Source organism: Cobetia sp. MC34 (genome assembly GCF_018340035.1).
Classification (GTDB): Bacteria; Pseudomonadota; Gammaproteobacteria; order Pseudomonadales; family Halomonadaceae; genus Cobetia; species Cobetia amphilecti.
The window spans coordinates 14300-28552 of sequence record NZ_JADPPY010000007.1; the positions used below are offsets into that span (position 1 = coordinate 14300).

Consider the following 14253-nt stretch of genomic DNA (forward strand, 5'->3'; position numbering starts at 1 on the left):
TAGTGTCCTCATCCTGCTGTCGGGCGCATGTCACTCGGGGTGACCGGGGCCGACAGGGGCAGGGTGGCAAGGCGTCAGTGCATCGATTCATCACGGCAGTGGGCCCCTTGGCGAAGGCTGCCCTGATGAGACGAAGACAGCCCCTCGCGGGGCTGTCGATGAGGCTAGTGTTACAGGTTTACCAGGAACAGGGAAAGGGAAGGCACCAGGCAGATGGCCAGCCAGCAGGCGATCAGCGCGATGAAGTAGGGAATCACGTACTTGACCAGTCTGACGTAGGAAATGCCGGTGATGCTGCTGGCCACGTACAGGTTGAGCCCGAAGGGTGGCGTGACGAAGCCGATGGCGGCACCGACCAGGAAGATGACCGAGAAGTGGATCGGGTCGACCCCGGCCTGCTGGGCGATGGGCGCGAGAATCGGCGCCAGGATGATCGTCACCGGCAGACTTTCCAGAATCATGCCCGCCAGCAGGATGATCAGCATGCAGGTGCCCAGCGTCAGGTAATAGTTGTCGATGCCGCTGAGCATCTCGCTCAGCGCCTGACCGGCACCCAGCACCGACAGCAGCTGCTGCATGACCACCGAGATGGCGATCAGCGGCGCCAGCATGCCGGCGATCTGACCCGAGCGCAGCATGATGGTCGGCAGCTTCCTGAGGCTGATCTCGCGGGTGATCAACAGCCCCGCGATCATGGTGAAGCCCACGGTGATGGCGGCGGCTTCGGTCGGCGAGAACTTGCCCGAGTAGATGCCGTAGACCACCACGCCGATGGTCGCGAAGCCCAGGTAGGCCTTGCGCGCCAGCCTGGCGCTGACACCGGCCTTGAAGGGCTGCAGCTGGCCCCAGCCATTCTTGCGCGCCACCAGATAGCAGGCGCCCATCATCGCGACCACCATCAGGGCGCCCGGCACCATGCCGGCGATGAACAGGTCACTGATCGACAGGTTCATCATGAAGCCGTAGACGATGAAGATGATGCTGGGCGGAATGATGATGCCCACGGTGCCGCCGGAGGCCGCCGTGGCGGCGGCGAAGCGTTCGTCATAGCCGTTCTTGACCATCTCGGGCTGCATGATCGAACCGATGGTGGCGGTGGTACCAGCGTTGGAGCCGGAAATCGCCGCGAACAGCCCGCAGGCGCCGAGGGTCGACATGCCCATCCCGCCGCGCATCCAGCTCAGCGTCGAGTAGGCGAAGTCGGAGAGTCGCTTGGCGATGCCCGCCGCGTTGATCAGGTCCCCCGTGAGGATGAACAGCGGCAACGCCAGCAGGCCGAAGAAGCTCAGGCCCTGGAAGAGGGTGACGCCGACATTGGCCAGCGTGAAGTCGATCACCAGACTGGTGCCGACCACCCACAGGCCGATGACCAGGAAGATGGGCACGCCGAGCAGGAAGAAGGCGGTCACGCCCGCCGTGATCAGGGAGATCCAGATACCGTCTGTCATGCTGACCTCCTCAGTCCATGATGGACGGTTGCAGGTTGAAGGAATCGCCGCGGCGATAGCGCGCCCAGTCGGCGTAGAGGTTCTGCAGTACGCGATAGATGATCATCACCCACGCCAGCGGTGTGGCGAGATAGAACCACCACTGCATGACGTTGTCGGTGCCCGGCACGATGGCGTAGTTGTCGTAGGCCAGCGTCACCTGGGTGGTGGTGAAGTAGATCACCATCAGCCCGAAGCCGATCCACAGCACGGCATCGAGGATCAGACAGGCGAACTGGCCACCGCGCGGTAGCTTCATGCGAATCTCGTTGAGGCTCAGGTGGGTGCGCTTCTTGACGTTGAGCGAGGCGCCGAACCAGGTCAGCCACAGGAACAGCAGCACGGGAATGCTGGTGCTCCAGGGGGCCTGCAGGCCGAAGAAGAAGCGCCGGATGACTTCGACGAAGATGATGCCGGCCATGCCGGAATAGGCGATCAGAATGACGACCTGTTCCAGATGGGCATCCAGCCACAGGAAGGGGCGCGCCCAGGGCGCGGCCTTCTTGAGGGCAGGTTTCTTGGTCGGTTGGCTGAAAATGGTGGTATCGCCCATTACCCCCTCCACCAGCGCTGCGGCTTGACGTTGACGGCGGCGACATCACGCGGAATCTCGCGCGCGACATCATGGATTTCCTGATAGATATCGAGACCGCCGGACCACTTGTTGAGGCGTTCGCGCCACTGCTCCCACGGATCGGGATTGAATTCCGGCGAGCACATCTGTTCGGCGCGTGAGCGTTCGGCGTCCGACAGCGGCGCCACGCGCACGTTGTTCTCGGCGAAGACGGTGCCGGCGGCGGGGTGCTCGGTGGCACCGACGATCTCGAAGCGCCCGGCCTCGTTCATGCCCTGGGTGAAGATCTGCGCGCAGTAGGCGGACTCCATCACCTGGTCCTGCAGCTCGGAACCGAGGCTGTCGAACTTGGGCAGGCTCATGCCGGTGTGTTCGGTACCGGCGAAGAAGCGCAGGTCGACCGCCTGGGACACCACCGGTGCCATGCCGGCGTAGGCCACGGCGCTCATCCAGGTCTCGGCGCCATCCAGCAGGCCCTGACGCAGGCCATCGAGGGTCTCTTCCCAGGCGACCGGCACCGGGTTCAGGCCCAGCTGCTCCATCGCGATGCGTCCCATCTGGGTGCCGGTGACGCGATTCTTGGTGCCCTTGAGATCATCGATGCTGGTGACCAGCGGTTTGTCCTGCCACTTGAGGCCGAGCATGATGCCGCGCAGGTCACAGTGGGTGAACAGGAACTGCAGGTTGTGGCGATGGCGCAGCGGTTCGCGCAGCAGCTGCTCACTCTTCTTGTGATAGAAGAAGTGGAACATCGAGGCGACGGTGGGGAACATGTAGGCGAAATCGAGCACGTTCAGATACGGCGCGCTGCCCGAGGAATTCTGGGTGGAGGCCGAGTAGATATCGACGATGCCCTGCTGGGTCTTGCCGACGCAGTCCAGCTGGTTGCAGACCTCGTTGCTGCCCATGAACTCGACGCGGATGGCGCCGTTGGTGCGCTCTTCCAGGTCACGCGCGAAGAACAGCTGACCGGATTTCTGGATATCGAGATTGCGCTCATTGAAGCCCGAGGCACCGAAGCGCAGCTGGAACTTGGGCGCTGTCTTGTAGCGTTTCTGCTGCTCCTGGTCGGCGGCGCGCGCCAGCGTGGACGCGGTGAGACCTGCGCCGAGGCCGGTGGCGGCCAGCAGGGTCGAGGTCAGACCGAAGCGACCCGAGATGTCGAGGAAGTCACGGCGTGACAGCTTGCTGAGTGGCGATGGCATGGTAGTGCTCCCGGTATTGTGTTTGCTTTTGTGGTGGGATGCAGGCCTGACGGCCGGGAAGTGATGTCGTATCACTCGCCCTGTGTTGGCGTTGTTATGGGTCTTGCGGTGCGGGGCTTGCTTCCGCTGTTTGTCTGGCAAGCCGTTCGTTGATCACTTCTTTAGCCAAGTGCTTGTTTATCCATCCTTATTTGCTGTCCTGATTTGCCCATCTTTATTTGTCAGGCGTTTTCGCAGTGCTTGTTCAGAGAGTGTCTCTTCAGAGAGTGCTGGGGCGCTTGTCAGACATATCCGCTATTTCTTCAAAGCCACTCCAAAACCACTCCAAAGTCTCTTCAAATTCTTCTCCACTCCCTCTTCAAACTCTCCTCAAGCATGTCTCCAGAGCCCATGAGCCCTGCTTCTGGCCTCTCTGGTGACTGCCATTGATGGCGGTCTGTGTCGTTCTCGCTAGTTCGTCTTACATAGTTGGTCGTATAACGAGACGAAAAGTACCGTTACCGGCGTTTCAAATCTCAATGTAGGGCACTTTTTCAGCTTTGGCAAAGATATTGAGACAATACGTTTCGTATTTGACGAATCCAAATTTTTATACCATGATTATGAGACAATATGTCTCGATATGGTATATAAAATAATGAAAACAACACGTTACGCCAATGCCGACGCATCAGCCGCCTATGACTACATCGTGATCGGAGCGGGGTCAGCCGGTTGCGTGCTAGCCAATCGTCTAACCGAAGACCCCTCCATCAAGGTCTTGCTGCTGGAAGCCGGCGGCTCGGACTGGAATCCGTGGATTCATGTGCCGGTCGGCTATTTCAAGACGATGCATAACCCGGCCACCGACTGGTGCTATCTCACCGACCCTGACAAGGGCATCAATGGTCGTCGGCTGCAGTGGCCGCGGGGCAAGGTGCTGGGCGGTTCCAGCTCGCTCAATGGGCTGCTGTATATCCGTGGCCAGCACGAGGACTACGACGACTGGGCGGCCGCGGGCAATCAGGGTTGGGACTACGCGTCAGTGCTGCCGTACTTCCGCAAGTCGGAGTGTCAGGCGCGCGGCGCCAACCAATGGCACGGTACCGATGGGCCGCTGCATGTCTCTGACCTGCGCCTCAAGCGCGAGATCGCCGAGCGCTTCATCGAGGCGGCGGTGGAGGCGGGGATTCCGCTCAACCAGGACGTCAATGGCGAGCGCCAGGAAGGGGTCGGCTATTTCCAGCAGACCACCTACAAGGGCCTGCGCTGCAGCACGGCCAGGGCTTTCCTGCGCCCGGCGCTTACACGCAGCAATCTGACGCTGGTCAAGCATGCGCACTGTCGCCGCGTGTTGCTGGAAGGCAAGCGTGCGGTGGGAGTGGAATACGAGGTGAAGGGCACGATCCACACGGCGCGCGCCGAGCGCGAGGTGCTGCTGTCCAGCGGCGCCATCGGCAGCCCGCAGATTCTGCAGTGCTCCGGTATCGGTGAGCCCGAGCATCTGGCCAGTGTCGGCGTCGAATGCCTGCACGCGCTGCCGGGAGTCGGGGAAAACCTGCAGGACCACCTGCAGGTACGGCTGGTGTTCAAGACCCAGTGCCGCACCCTCAATGACGAGGTGCGTCATCCGCTCAAGAAGCTGGCGGTCGGCACCCAGTACCTCTTCACGCGTACCGGCCCGCTGACGCTGGCGGCCAGTCAGGTGTGCGCCTTTACCCAGTCGCGCGAGGGACTGACGCGCCCCGATATCCAGTTCCACATGCAGCCGTTGAGTGCCGACAAGCCCGCCGATGGCGTGCATCCGTTCTCGGCGTTCACGTCCTCGGTATGTCAGCTGCGCCCGCACAGTCGCGGCCAGGTGCGCATCACCAGCGCCGACGCCAGCATCTATCCTTCCATCCAGCCCAACTATCTGAGCGCCGAGGAAGACCGCCGCGTGGTGGTCGATGCCATCAAGGTGGCGCGACGTATCGCCCAGGCGGCGCCGCTGGCCTCGGTGATCAGCGAGGAGTACGTGCCGGGCGCGCACTACCAGAGCGATGAGGAGTTGCTGGAAGCCGCGCGTCAGTTCAGCCAGACCATCTATCACCCGGCGGGCACCTGCAAGATGGGTCACGATGCGCTGGCGGTGGTGGATGACGAGCTGCGTGTCCATGGCCTGCACGGCTTGCGCGTGGTGGATGCCTCGATCATGCCGGTGATCGTGTCCGGCAATACCAATGCGCCGACCATCATGATCGCCGAGAAGGCCGCCGACATGATCAAGGCCGCCCAGGTGAACATGGCCCAGGCCAGCTAGCAGGCCTGCGTGCCTGAACGACACATCGCGGCGGGGCAGCTTGCCCGTCACCGCTTGCTGGTCTTCAAGAGGAATCCGCGTGGCCACTGACAACAGTTCATCACTGCACGACACACCCACCCCGCCCACCAGCCTGTGGCGGGCCCTGGAAGGGCGCGTGCGCACCATCATGCCGGGCCTGTTGATCTGCATCATCATCGCGCTGGCGACCACCTTCATCGCCGATCACTACGGCGGCCCGACGCTGCTCTATGCGCTGCTGTTCGGCATGTCGCTACACTTTCTCTCCGAGGAGGGGCCGTGCAAGGCGGGAATCGAGTTCGCCTCCAAGACGGTACTGCGCCTCGGCGTGGCCCTGCTGGGGGTGCGCATCACGCTGGAGCAGGTCGCGAGTCTCGGCCTCGGCCCGGTGATCACGGTGGTGCTCGGGGTGGTGGCGACCATCCTGTTCGGCGCGCTGCTGGCCCGCGTGATGGGGCTGGACCGCGACATGGGGCTATTGACCGGTGGCTCGGTGGCCATCTGCGGTGCCTCGGCGGCACTGGCGCTGTCGGCGGTGATGCCGCGCAACGCCACCAGCGAGCGCCACACCATCATGACCGTGGTCGGGGTGACGACCCTCTCGACCGTGGCGATGATCACCTATCCGCTGATCGTCAGGCTGCTGGGGCTGGATGATGCCGAGGCCGGCATCTTCCTCGGCGGTACCATCCACGACGTGGCTCAGGTGGTGGGCGCGGGCTACATCATTTCCGAGCACACCGGGGACGTTTCGACCTTCGTCAAGCTGCTGCGGGTGGCGATGCTGGTGCCGGCGGTGATGGTCTTCATGCTGCTGTTCCGCAGTGCGCGCCAGGCCAATGGCGATGAGGGCGGCAAGGTGCCGATGTTCCCCACCTTCCTGATCGCCTTCGTGGCACTGGTGTTGATCAACAGCCTCGGCTGGGTGCCAAGCGTCGCCGTGGAAGGCTTCACTGATCTGTCGCGCTGGTGTCTGGTGGCGGCGATTGCCGCGCTGGGCGTCAAGACGTCGTTCCAGAAGCTGGCGGTGGTGGGCTGGAAGCCGGTGATCCTGATGGTGGTGGAAACCCTCTTCCTGCTGGTGCTGGTGACGCTGTGCATCAAGTTCGGGCTGGCCAGCATCTGAGCGACTCTTGGGTGTGCTCAAGTGCGAAGGGCCCCGCCGTGACTGGCGGGGCCCTTCAGGTTGAGTGCAGGGGGTCGTTAAGTTCGTTCGGGTCAGGCGAATGTTCAGATCAGGCGGGCTCATACAGCCAGCCAATCAGGGCGATAAGGTGGCTCAATTGCTTCCTGGCCCACGAGTCGTATGATCTGCGCTTATCGGTACGCGTCTGACGGTTGACCGTCACGTGGCGCGCCGCATCCCCATTTCTCTGGAGTCCGATCATGTCTGAATCCCTCGTGCTGGCCTGTCCGCAATGTCTCGCTCTCAATCGTGTGGCCACCGCGCGTCTGGATGACAACCCCAGCTGCGGCAAGTGCAGCGCCGCCGTACTGCCCCAGGAGCCGCTGGAACTGACCAGCGACAACTTCGAGGCCCTGGTGGTGCGCAGTGAAATGCCGGTGGTCATCGACTTCTGGGCCAGCTGGTGTGGCCCGTGCAAGATGATGGGGCCGATCTTCAATGAAGTCGCGGCGCAGATGGGCACCCGTGTGCGTTTCGCCAAGATCGACACCGAAGCCCAGCAGGCGCTGGCCGGTCGTTTCGGCATCCGCAGCATTCCGACGCTGCTGGTGATGAAGCAGGGCAAGGAGCTGGCGCGCGAATCAGGCGTGATGCAGGCCGGTCAGCTCAAGCAGTGGCTGGCACCGCACGCGGTGTGACCACGGCCCGCTCAAGACAAGTCCGTAGTTGAGCGTTCAGGGAATCCGGACGCAGCTCAAGAACTGACAACGCCTGACGTGCAATCGCGTCAGGCGTTGTCGTCTCGGTCGGCCTTGTCGTCTCAGTCGGCCTTGTCGTCTCAGTCGGAATAGACCATCTTGCGCGTCATGCCGCCATCGACGACATGATTCTGGCCGGTGATGAAGCCGGCCTTGTCCGAGATCAGGAAGGCCACCAGCGCGGCGATGTCATCGACATGGCCGACGCGCCCGACGGGATGCTGGGCATGGTCTTCGTCACTCAGCGACTCGGCCTCGCCGCTTTTCTGCAGGGCGCTGACGTCGATCCAGCCCGGACTGACCGCATTGACGCGAATCTCCGGCCCGAGGCTCATCGCCATGGCGTGGGTGAGGGCGACGATACCGCCCTTGCTGGCGGCGTAGGCTTCGCTGTGCGGCTCGGACTGAAGCGCGCGGCTGGAGGCCAGATTGACGATGCTGCCGCCAGTCTCGCGCAGATGACGCGCCGCATGCTTGGCGGTCAGGAAGCTGCTGGTCAGGCTGGTGTCGAGTACCTGATGCCAGCGCTCGAGTGACAGCTCCTCAAGCTTGCCCTGGAAGGGGTCGGCGATCGCGGCATTGTTGATCACCGTGTCCAGCCGCCCGAAGGCCTCGCAGGTAGCCGCGAGGCTGGCTGCCACGGATTTCTCGTCACGCACATCCAGCGTGAAGACGCGCAGGCGCTCGCCGATGTCTTCTGCGGGCTGCTCGCCAAGCGGCGCTCCCGAGCGTTGTGCAAGCTCCCCCGACGGCGCTGCAGGCTCCTCTGTGAGCCCGCTCGCCTGTCGCTTCTTCATCTCTCGATATTGCTGGCCTGCCTCGGCATCGATATCCGCCACGGCCACGCGCCAGCCGTGGGCGAGCAGGTAGTCGCTGATGCCGCGGCCGATGCCTTGAGCACCGCCGGTGATATAGGCCACCTTGGCTGTCTTCATGTGATTCTCCTGATGAGGTGCCGGCAGGGCGATATGACGAAGCGCTTCACACATGCTTCGTCGATGGCGCGGTGTGCCCCTGCGGGCAATGATATAGGTGCGGCTGGCGCGCGAGACAAGGGCGGTGCCCGCAGACACCGCGCGGCGACCATGCCTCAGCATGACAGGCCTCAGAGTCGTGATGGGGCTGGCGGGTGGCGCGGCGCCTCACGGCCTGCGTTGAGGGCTGATCCTGATGGCTGATTCTATTGGTCAGGGAGTTATCGCCTCGCGTGGCAGCTGTCAGACTGTGCATGAGTCCACGTCAGGCGTCAGGTGCGTCTGGGTGACCACGAGATATCGCCATTCGACGCGAGGGGCGAGGAACTCGACTGCCGGGCCGTTGCCCGAGTCCCCTCAAGCCGCAAGCGAGTGAATGAGCGAGCGGGTAGCCCCCGATGAAGTATCAGTCGCGCGAGGAATGAAGATGAACAAGGGGATGCAACACTGGCAGGCGATGGTGGCCGTGGCGGTGATGCTGATGGCCACAACGGGATGCGATGGCGTCAATGGCCCGCGCCCTACCAGCGTGGCGACGCTGCTGGAACACTCCGAGGCCTGGCAGGGCGAGCAGGTGGCCGTGCAGGGCAGGGTGCGCAGCGAAGACGTGCCCAACCGCTACTGGCTGGAAGGCGAAGGACAGCAGCGCCTGGAACTGCTGCCACCGGAGCGCATCGGTGCCTATATCGGCCGCGAGGTCCAGGTGAGTGGCCGCTTTGAATTCGAGGTCGGCGGTCAGCGCCGCATACGCCTTTCCAAGGTCACGCCGCTCGACAAGACGTCGCCTGAGGAGTGAGTGGGCACTTGCTGGGGTGGTGGGATGTAGCGCGCTGGAGCGGGCCAGGGCTGGCCAGAGCAGGCTGAACAAGGCGCCTCGGCAAGCCGGAAATGACGGGCTGGAAACGACAGTCCGCAAACGACGATGCCCCGTCGCGCACAGAGCGCAGGCGGGGCATCGTCGTATCAGGCAAGCAGACCTATCAGGCTTTCTTGACGAAGATCGACTTGAGCTTCATCGGGCCGACGCCATCGATCTTGCAGTCGATGTCGTGATCGCCATCCACCAGGCGGATGTTCTTGACCTTGGTGCCGACCTTGACGACGGAGGAGGTGCCCTTGATCTTCAGGTCCTTGATGACGGTGACGGTGTCGCCATCGACCAGCTCGTTGCCGTTGGCATCGCGGAATACCGGGCCGGCTTCCTCGACGGCGGCTTCCTTGGACCACTCATGGGCACATTCAGGGCAGACGTACTGCATGCCGTCGTCGTAGGTGAATTCGGAATTGCAGGCCGGGCAGTTCGGGAGGGCGCTCATCACGGTGTCCTGAAAGCTGTCTCGCGCTTCACCCGCTAAGAAGACGGGCGAAGATTCAGGCCGAGACATGGTGTTGGAAGGCGCGCATCGGGCTCAAGCGGTGCGCGAACGGCGGCAAGCCTACACCGATTCCATGATAGCGACCATCCAGTGCGGCCCTTGGTCGCAATCAGCGCGCGCCACTGCGGCCTCGCTTGGCAGCGTCTCAAACTACTGGTCTTGAGCCACCCACCCTCAACAACTCGCCATCAGCGCCTGACCGACGCGTGAGCCATTCGGCCGCCCAAGCTCACGGCTGATCCAGTCGCCGGTGCGGGCCAGCGATGCCAGATCCACCCCCGTCTCGATACCCATGCCCTCAAGCAGATAGAGCACGTCTTCACTGGCGACATTGCCCGAGGCGCCCTTGGCGTAGGGGCAGCCGCCCAGACCCGCCACCGAACTGTCGATCACCGCGATACCTTCCTCCAGCACGGCGTAGAGGTTGGCGAGCGCCTGGCCGTAGGTGTCGTGGAAGTGGGCGGCGAGCTGCGTGATCGGCACCTCGCGACTGACCTGCTCCAGCATGTGCTTGGCCTTGAGCGGCGTGCCGACGCCGATGGTGTCGCCCAGCGAGACTTCGTAGCAGCCCATGGCCTTGAGCTCGCGAGCGACGGCGGCCACCTCGGCGGGGGCTATCTCGCCTTCATAGGGGCAGCCGAGCACGCAGGACACATAGCCGCGCACACGCACACCGGCCTTGAGGGCGTGTTCTACCACTGGCGCAAAGCGCTCAAGCGATTCGGCGATCGAGCAGTTGATGTTGCGCTGCGAAAAGGACTCGCTGGCCGAGCCGAATACTGCCACCTCGCGCACACCACACTCCAGTGCCGCCTCAAGTCCCTTCATGTTGGGCGTGAGGGCGGAGTAAGTGGTCGCTGACTTGGCGGTTGTTGACTTGGCGTGGCCGTCGCGCAGCGCCAGCATGATCTCGCGGTGATCGGCCATCTGCGGCACCCACCTGGGCGAGACGAAACTGGCGGCCTCGACATGCGCAAGACCGCTGTCGCTCAGACGCCGGATCAACTCTAGCTTGGTGGTAGTCGCGACGGGCACCGACTCGTTCTGCAGTCCGTCGCGTGCCCCCACCTCGACGATGCGTACCTTGCGGGGAAAGTGCATGCTGACTACTCCTTGTCCGACTCGACCTGCGCGGCCGTGAATTCGAGCAGCACATCGCCCTGGACCACGCTGTCACCGGCCGAGAAGTGGAACTGGGCGACCTCGCCATCGGCGGGGGCATTGAGGGTGTGCTCCATCTTCATCGCCTCCATCACCATCAGGGGTGTGCCCTGCGGGACATGGCTGCCCGGCGCGACCAGCTGCGCGACCACGGTGCCATTCATCGGCGCATTCAGGGTCGCCTGGGTCTCGTGGCGCGCGTGGTCCACGGCATCGGCGCGCCGCCACAGCAGGCGTGATTCCCCCTGTGGAGTGCTGCCGGACTGGCTGTGCTGCGCTGACGACAGCACCAGCACTTCACCGCCGCGGGCCGGCGCGTGACTAGCCTGGAAGCGGCGACGATAGCCATCCAGCGTCACGGCGATGGCGTTGCCTTCAAGGCGAGTGAGTCGGCCGATATGGCTTGTGGTCTGTCTTTCATCGCCGCAGTGAGTGGTCACTTCAATCTGCCAGTCGCCGCGCGAATCGCTCCCGGACGACGTACCCGCCGTGTGCGTATTCGCCAAGGAGGCATGCGTTACGGGGCGGCGCGCAATGATATGCGCCACCTTGTCGCTGCGCTCATCGGCATCGGCGTCAGCGGGCAGACACAGCGCCAGGCGCACCTGGTGTGGCAGGCCATTGCGCCAGCCATCGCGGCGCTCCCACGGGCTGGCGCAGGGCTGGCGCGAATGTGATGCGTGGCTGGCTTGCTCATTCAGGCGCGAGAGCGCCAGCAGGGCACTGGCCGCGAGACTATCGTGATCCAGCGTCGCGTTGGGGAACAGGCTGTCGTGATGGCGCTCGATGAAGCGGGTATCCAGCTCGGCGGCGCGGAAGTCAGCATGGCCCGCCAGGCGGGACAGGAAGGCGCGGTTGGTGGTAACGCCGCGCACTTCCAGCGCTGCCAGTGCGCGCAGCAGTGTCTCGAGCGCCTGTTCACGAGTCGGCCCGTAGCTGATCAGCTTGGCCAGCATCGGGTCGTAATGCATCGAGACTTCATCGCCCTCGGCGACGCCGCTGTCCAGGCGTACCTGCCGGGCGGTCAGCCCGGCCCCTGCCAGATCCAGCCGGAAGCGTTCCAGCACACCGGTGGCGGGCAGGAAGTCGTTGTCCGGGTCTTCGGCGTAGAGGCGCGCCTCGAAGCTGTGACCGGTCAACGTCAGCTCATCCTGCTGGCGCGGCAGGCGTTCGCCCCGCGCGATGCGCAGTTGCCATTCGACGAGGTCTTCGCCGGTGATCATCTCGGTCACCGGGTGCTCGACCTGCAGGCGGGTGTTCATCTCCATGAAGTAGAAGGCACCGTGGCTTTCGCTGCCCGGTTGCGGCGCATCGAGCAGAAACTCGATGGTGCCGGCACCGACATAGCCGATCTCGCGCGCTGCCCGCACGGCGGCCTCGCCCATCTCACGGCGCAGCGACGGCGTCAGCCCCGGCGCGGGCGCCTCTTCCAGCACCTTCTGGTGGCGACGCTGGACACTGCAATCGCGCTCGAACAGATAGACACCGCTGCCGTAGCTGTCGCAGAACACCTGGACTTCGACGTGGCGCGGCTGGGTCAGGTATTTCTCGATCAGCATGCGCTCGTCACCGAAGGCGGCGCGGGATTCACGGCGACAGCTGGCCAGTGCCGCCGCAAATTCCCGCGCGCTCTCGACCACGCGCATGCCCTTGCCACCACCGCCGGCGCAGGCCTTGATCAGCACCGGATAGCCCATGCGGTCCGCTTCAGCCTGCAGCAAATCGTCCTGCTGGTCATCGCCATGGTAGCCGGGCACCAGCGGCACATTGGCCGCCTGCATGCGCATCTTGGCGGCCGACTTGTCGCCCATGTCGGCGATCGCGCTCTGGGGCGGGCCGACGAAGATGATGCCGGCCTCGGCCAGCGCGCTGACGAAGGCGGCGTTCTCGGACAGGAAGCCATAGCCGGGATGCACGGCATCGGCACCGCTTTTGCGTGCGGCAGCGATCACCTTGTCGATATCCAGATAGCTTTCGCGGGCGCTGGCGGGGCCGAGACGCAGGGCCTCGTCGGCCTCGCGCACATGCAGGGCATCGGCGTCGGCATCGGAGTAGACCGCCACTGTCTGGATGCCCATCGCGCGAGCGGTGCGCATCACGCGTACGGCGATCTCACCCCGGTTGGCGACCAGCAGCTTGCGGATCTCGCCGCAACCGGCGGGGAGGGTCTGGTCTGTCTCGCGGTTGGCGTTCATGGCAAGCGTCCTGTGGCGAAGGTGGCTAGGGAAATCAGTAAGAGAAAAGTCCAGAAGATGAAAGCTCGGAAGAAGATAGTCCGGAAGAAGTTAGTCCGGCAGTCTCATGGCCGAGGTGGATGTCTGAGATTGATGGCCCAGATTGATGACCGAGAGTGATGACCGAGAGTGATGACCAGTGCCGAGAGCGTCGATATGCCGCCAGCGGCTTTAGGCCTCTGGTGTTCATGAGGGCTTCGACGTCTGAGGTGTTTGGTTCTCGGTCGGCACCCAGGGCGCCGGCGTGCCGGCGAAGAAGGCGGCCAGTCCGGCCTGGCCCTGCTCGCTGACGCGCAGCTGGCTGATCACCTCGCAGCAGCGTTCACGGGTCGCGGCGCTGCTCGGTGCCTGAGCCACTTCGCTGAGCAGCGCCTTGGTGGCGCGGCTGGCGGCAGGCGAGGTGGCCAGCAAGGTCTGCACCATCTCCGTGACGCGCGCCTCCAGCAGCTCATCGGGGCAGGTCTCGTGGACCAGGCCGATGCGCTGCGCGGTGGCACTGTCGATCACCTCGGCGCTGAGGGCATAACGGCGCATCTGGCGTGAGCCGATGGCGCGCTGCACGTAGGGACTGATGGCAGCCGGTGCCAGCCCGATGCGCACTTCGGAGAGACAGAAGCGCGCCCGCTCGGCGGCAATCACGATGTCGCAGCAGGCCGCCAGGCCGACGGCACCGCCGAAGGTGGCGCCCTGGACACGACACACGCTGGGGCAGGGCAGCTCATCGAGCAGCTGCATCAGTCGCGCAAGCTCGCGTGAGTCGGCGAGGTTATCCTCCAGCGAATACTCGACCATGCGCTGCATCCACTTGAGATCGGCGCCGGCCGAGAAGCTCTTGCCCTCGGAGGCCAGTACCACCACACGCACTTCATCGCGACTCGTCCTGGCGTGCAGGCTCTCCAGATGCTGATTCAGCTCCGCAATCAGCAGATCATCGAAGGCGTTGTGCACCTCGGGACGCAGCAGGGTGAGGCGGGCGACGCCGTGTTGATCTATCTCGAGTCGACTCGATTGGCGCGGCTCTGTCATCGTGCTTTCTTCCATTCTGTTAGCTTCAAG

12 protein-coding genes are annotated in these 14253 nt (G+C 63.9%); 4 read left to right on the forward strand and 8 right to left on the reverse strand.

Features of this window, described 5'->3' with window-relative positions; all coding sequences use genetic code 11:
• Positions 1 to 170: 170 nt before the first annotated feature.
• From IZU87_RS05595 to IZU87_RS05605, 3 genes are read right to left on the reverse strand one after another with little or no spacing between them, the layout of a single operon-like run.
• Positions 171 to 1448 carry a TRAP transporter large permease gene (locus IZU87_RS05595; protein ID WP_054555518.1) on the reverse strand — a complete coding sequence of 426 codons (1278 nt, stop codon included), beginning with the start codon at positions 1446 to 1448 and terminating at the stop codon, positions 171 to 173.
• A gap of 10 nt (positions 1449 to 1458) precedes the next feature.
• On the reverse strand, positions 1459 to 2040 hold the full coding sequence (locus IZU87_RS05600) for a TRAP transporter small permease (protein ID WP_082388272.1): 582 nt from the start codon (positions 2038 to 2040) through the stop codon (positions 1459 to 1461).
• Positions 2040 to 3266 carry a TRAP transporter substrate-binding protein gene (locus IZU87_RS05605; protein ID WP_213113944.1) on the reverse strand — a complete coding sequence of 409 codons (1227 nt, stop codon included), beginning with the start codon at positions 3264 to 3266 and terminating at the stop codon, positions 2040 to 2042. Before IZU87_RS05605 ends, IZU87_RS05600 begins: the two co-directional genes overlap by 1 nt.
• 637 nt (positions 3267 to 3903) lie before the next feature.
• Here IZU87_RS05605 and IZU87_RS05610 point away from each other — a divergent pair.
• The 3 genes from IZU87_RS05610 to trxC all read left to right on the forward strand — a co-directional run bounded on the left by IZU87_RS05610 (position 3904) and on the right by trxC (position 7392).
• A complete protein-coding gene (locus IZU87_RS05610; protein WP_153636308.1) occupies positions 3904 to 5547 on the forward strand; it encodes a GMC family oxidoreductase in 1644 nt (547 codons plus the stop codon).
• Positions 5548 to 5626: 79 nt separating this feature from the next.
• On the forward strand, positions 5627 to 6694 hold the full coding sequence (locus tag IZU87_RS05615; RefSeq protein ID WP_349305163.1) for a YeiH family protein: 1068 nt from the start codon (positions 5627 to 5629) through the stop codon (positions 6692 to 6694).
• A gap of 260 nt (positions 6695 to 6954) precedes the next feature.
• Positions 6955 to 7392, forward strand: a complete 438-nt coding sequence (trxC, locus tag IZU87_RS05620) for a thioredoxin TrxC (protein WP_213113945.1) — start codon at positions 6955 to 6957, stop codon at positions 7390 to 7392.
• 140 nt (positions 7393 to 7532) lie between these two features.
• Here the strand turns inward: trxC and IZU87_RS05625 are convergent, their stop codons facing one another.
• Positions 7533 to 8387, reverse strand: coding sequence for an SDR family oxidoreductase (locus IZU87_RS05625; RefSeq protein WP_213113946.1), 855 nt, complete (start codon positions 8385 to 8387; stop codon positions 7533 to 7535).
• A 466-nt stretch (positions 8388 to 8853) separates the two neighbouring features.
• Between IZU87_RS05625 and IZU87_RS05630 the strand changes: the two genes are divergently transcribed.
• Positions 8854 to 9222, forward strand: a complete 369-nt coding sequence (locus tag IZU87_RS05630) for a hypothetical protein (RefSeq protein ID WP_213113947.1) — start codon at positions 8854 to 8856, stop codon at positions 9220 to 9222.
• Positions 9223 to 9406: 184 nt separating this feature from the next.
• Here IZU87_RS05630 and IZU87_RS05635 read toward each other — a convergent pair whose 3' ends face one another.
• The 4 genes from IZU87_RS05635 to IZU87_RS05650 all read right to left on the reverse strand — a co-directional run bounded on the left by IZU87_RS05635 (position 9407) and on the right by IZU87_RS05650 (position 14223).
• Complete coding sequence (locus IZU87_RS05635; RefSeq protein ID WP_043331342.1) at positions 9407 to 9742, reverse strand: zinc ribbon domain-containing protein YjdM; 336 nt, start codon at positions 9740 to 9742, stop codon at positions 9407 to 9409.
• Between the two features lie 234 nt (positions 9743 to 9976).
• The gene (locus tag IZU87_RS05640; protein ID WP_213113948.1) at positions 9977 to 10903 is read right to left on the reverse strand and encodes a hydroxymethylglutaryl-CoA lyase; all 927 of its coding nucleotides are present in this window, start codon (positions 10901 to 10903) and stop codon (positions 9977 to 9979) included.
• Positions 10904 to 10908: 5 nt separating this feature from the next.
• The gene (locus IZU87_RS05645) at positions 10909 to 13158 is read right to left on the reverse strand and encodes an acetyl/propionyl/methylcrotonyl-CoA carboxylase subunit alpha (protein ID WP_213113949.1); all 2250 of its coding nucleotides are present in this window, start codon (positions 13156 to 13158) and stop codon (positions 10909 to 10911) included.
• Positions 13159 to 13383: 225 nt separating this feature from the next.
• On the reverse strand, positions 13384 to 14223 hold the full coding sequence (locus IZU87_RS05650) for an enoyl-CoA hydratase-related protein (RefSeq protein WP_213113950.1): 840 nt from the start codon (positions 14221 to 14223) through the stop codon (positions 13384 to 13386).
• Positions 14224 to 14253 lie beyond the last annotated feature (30 nt).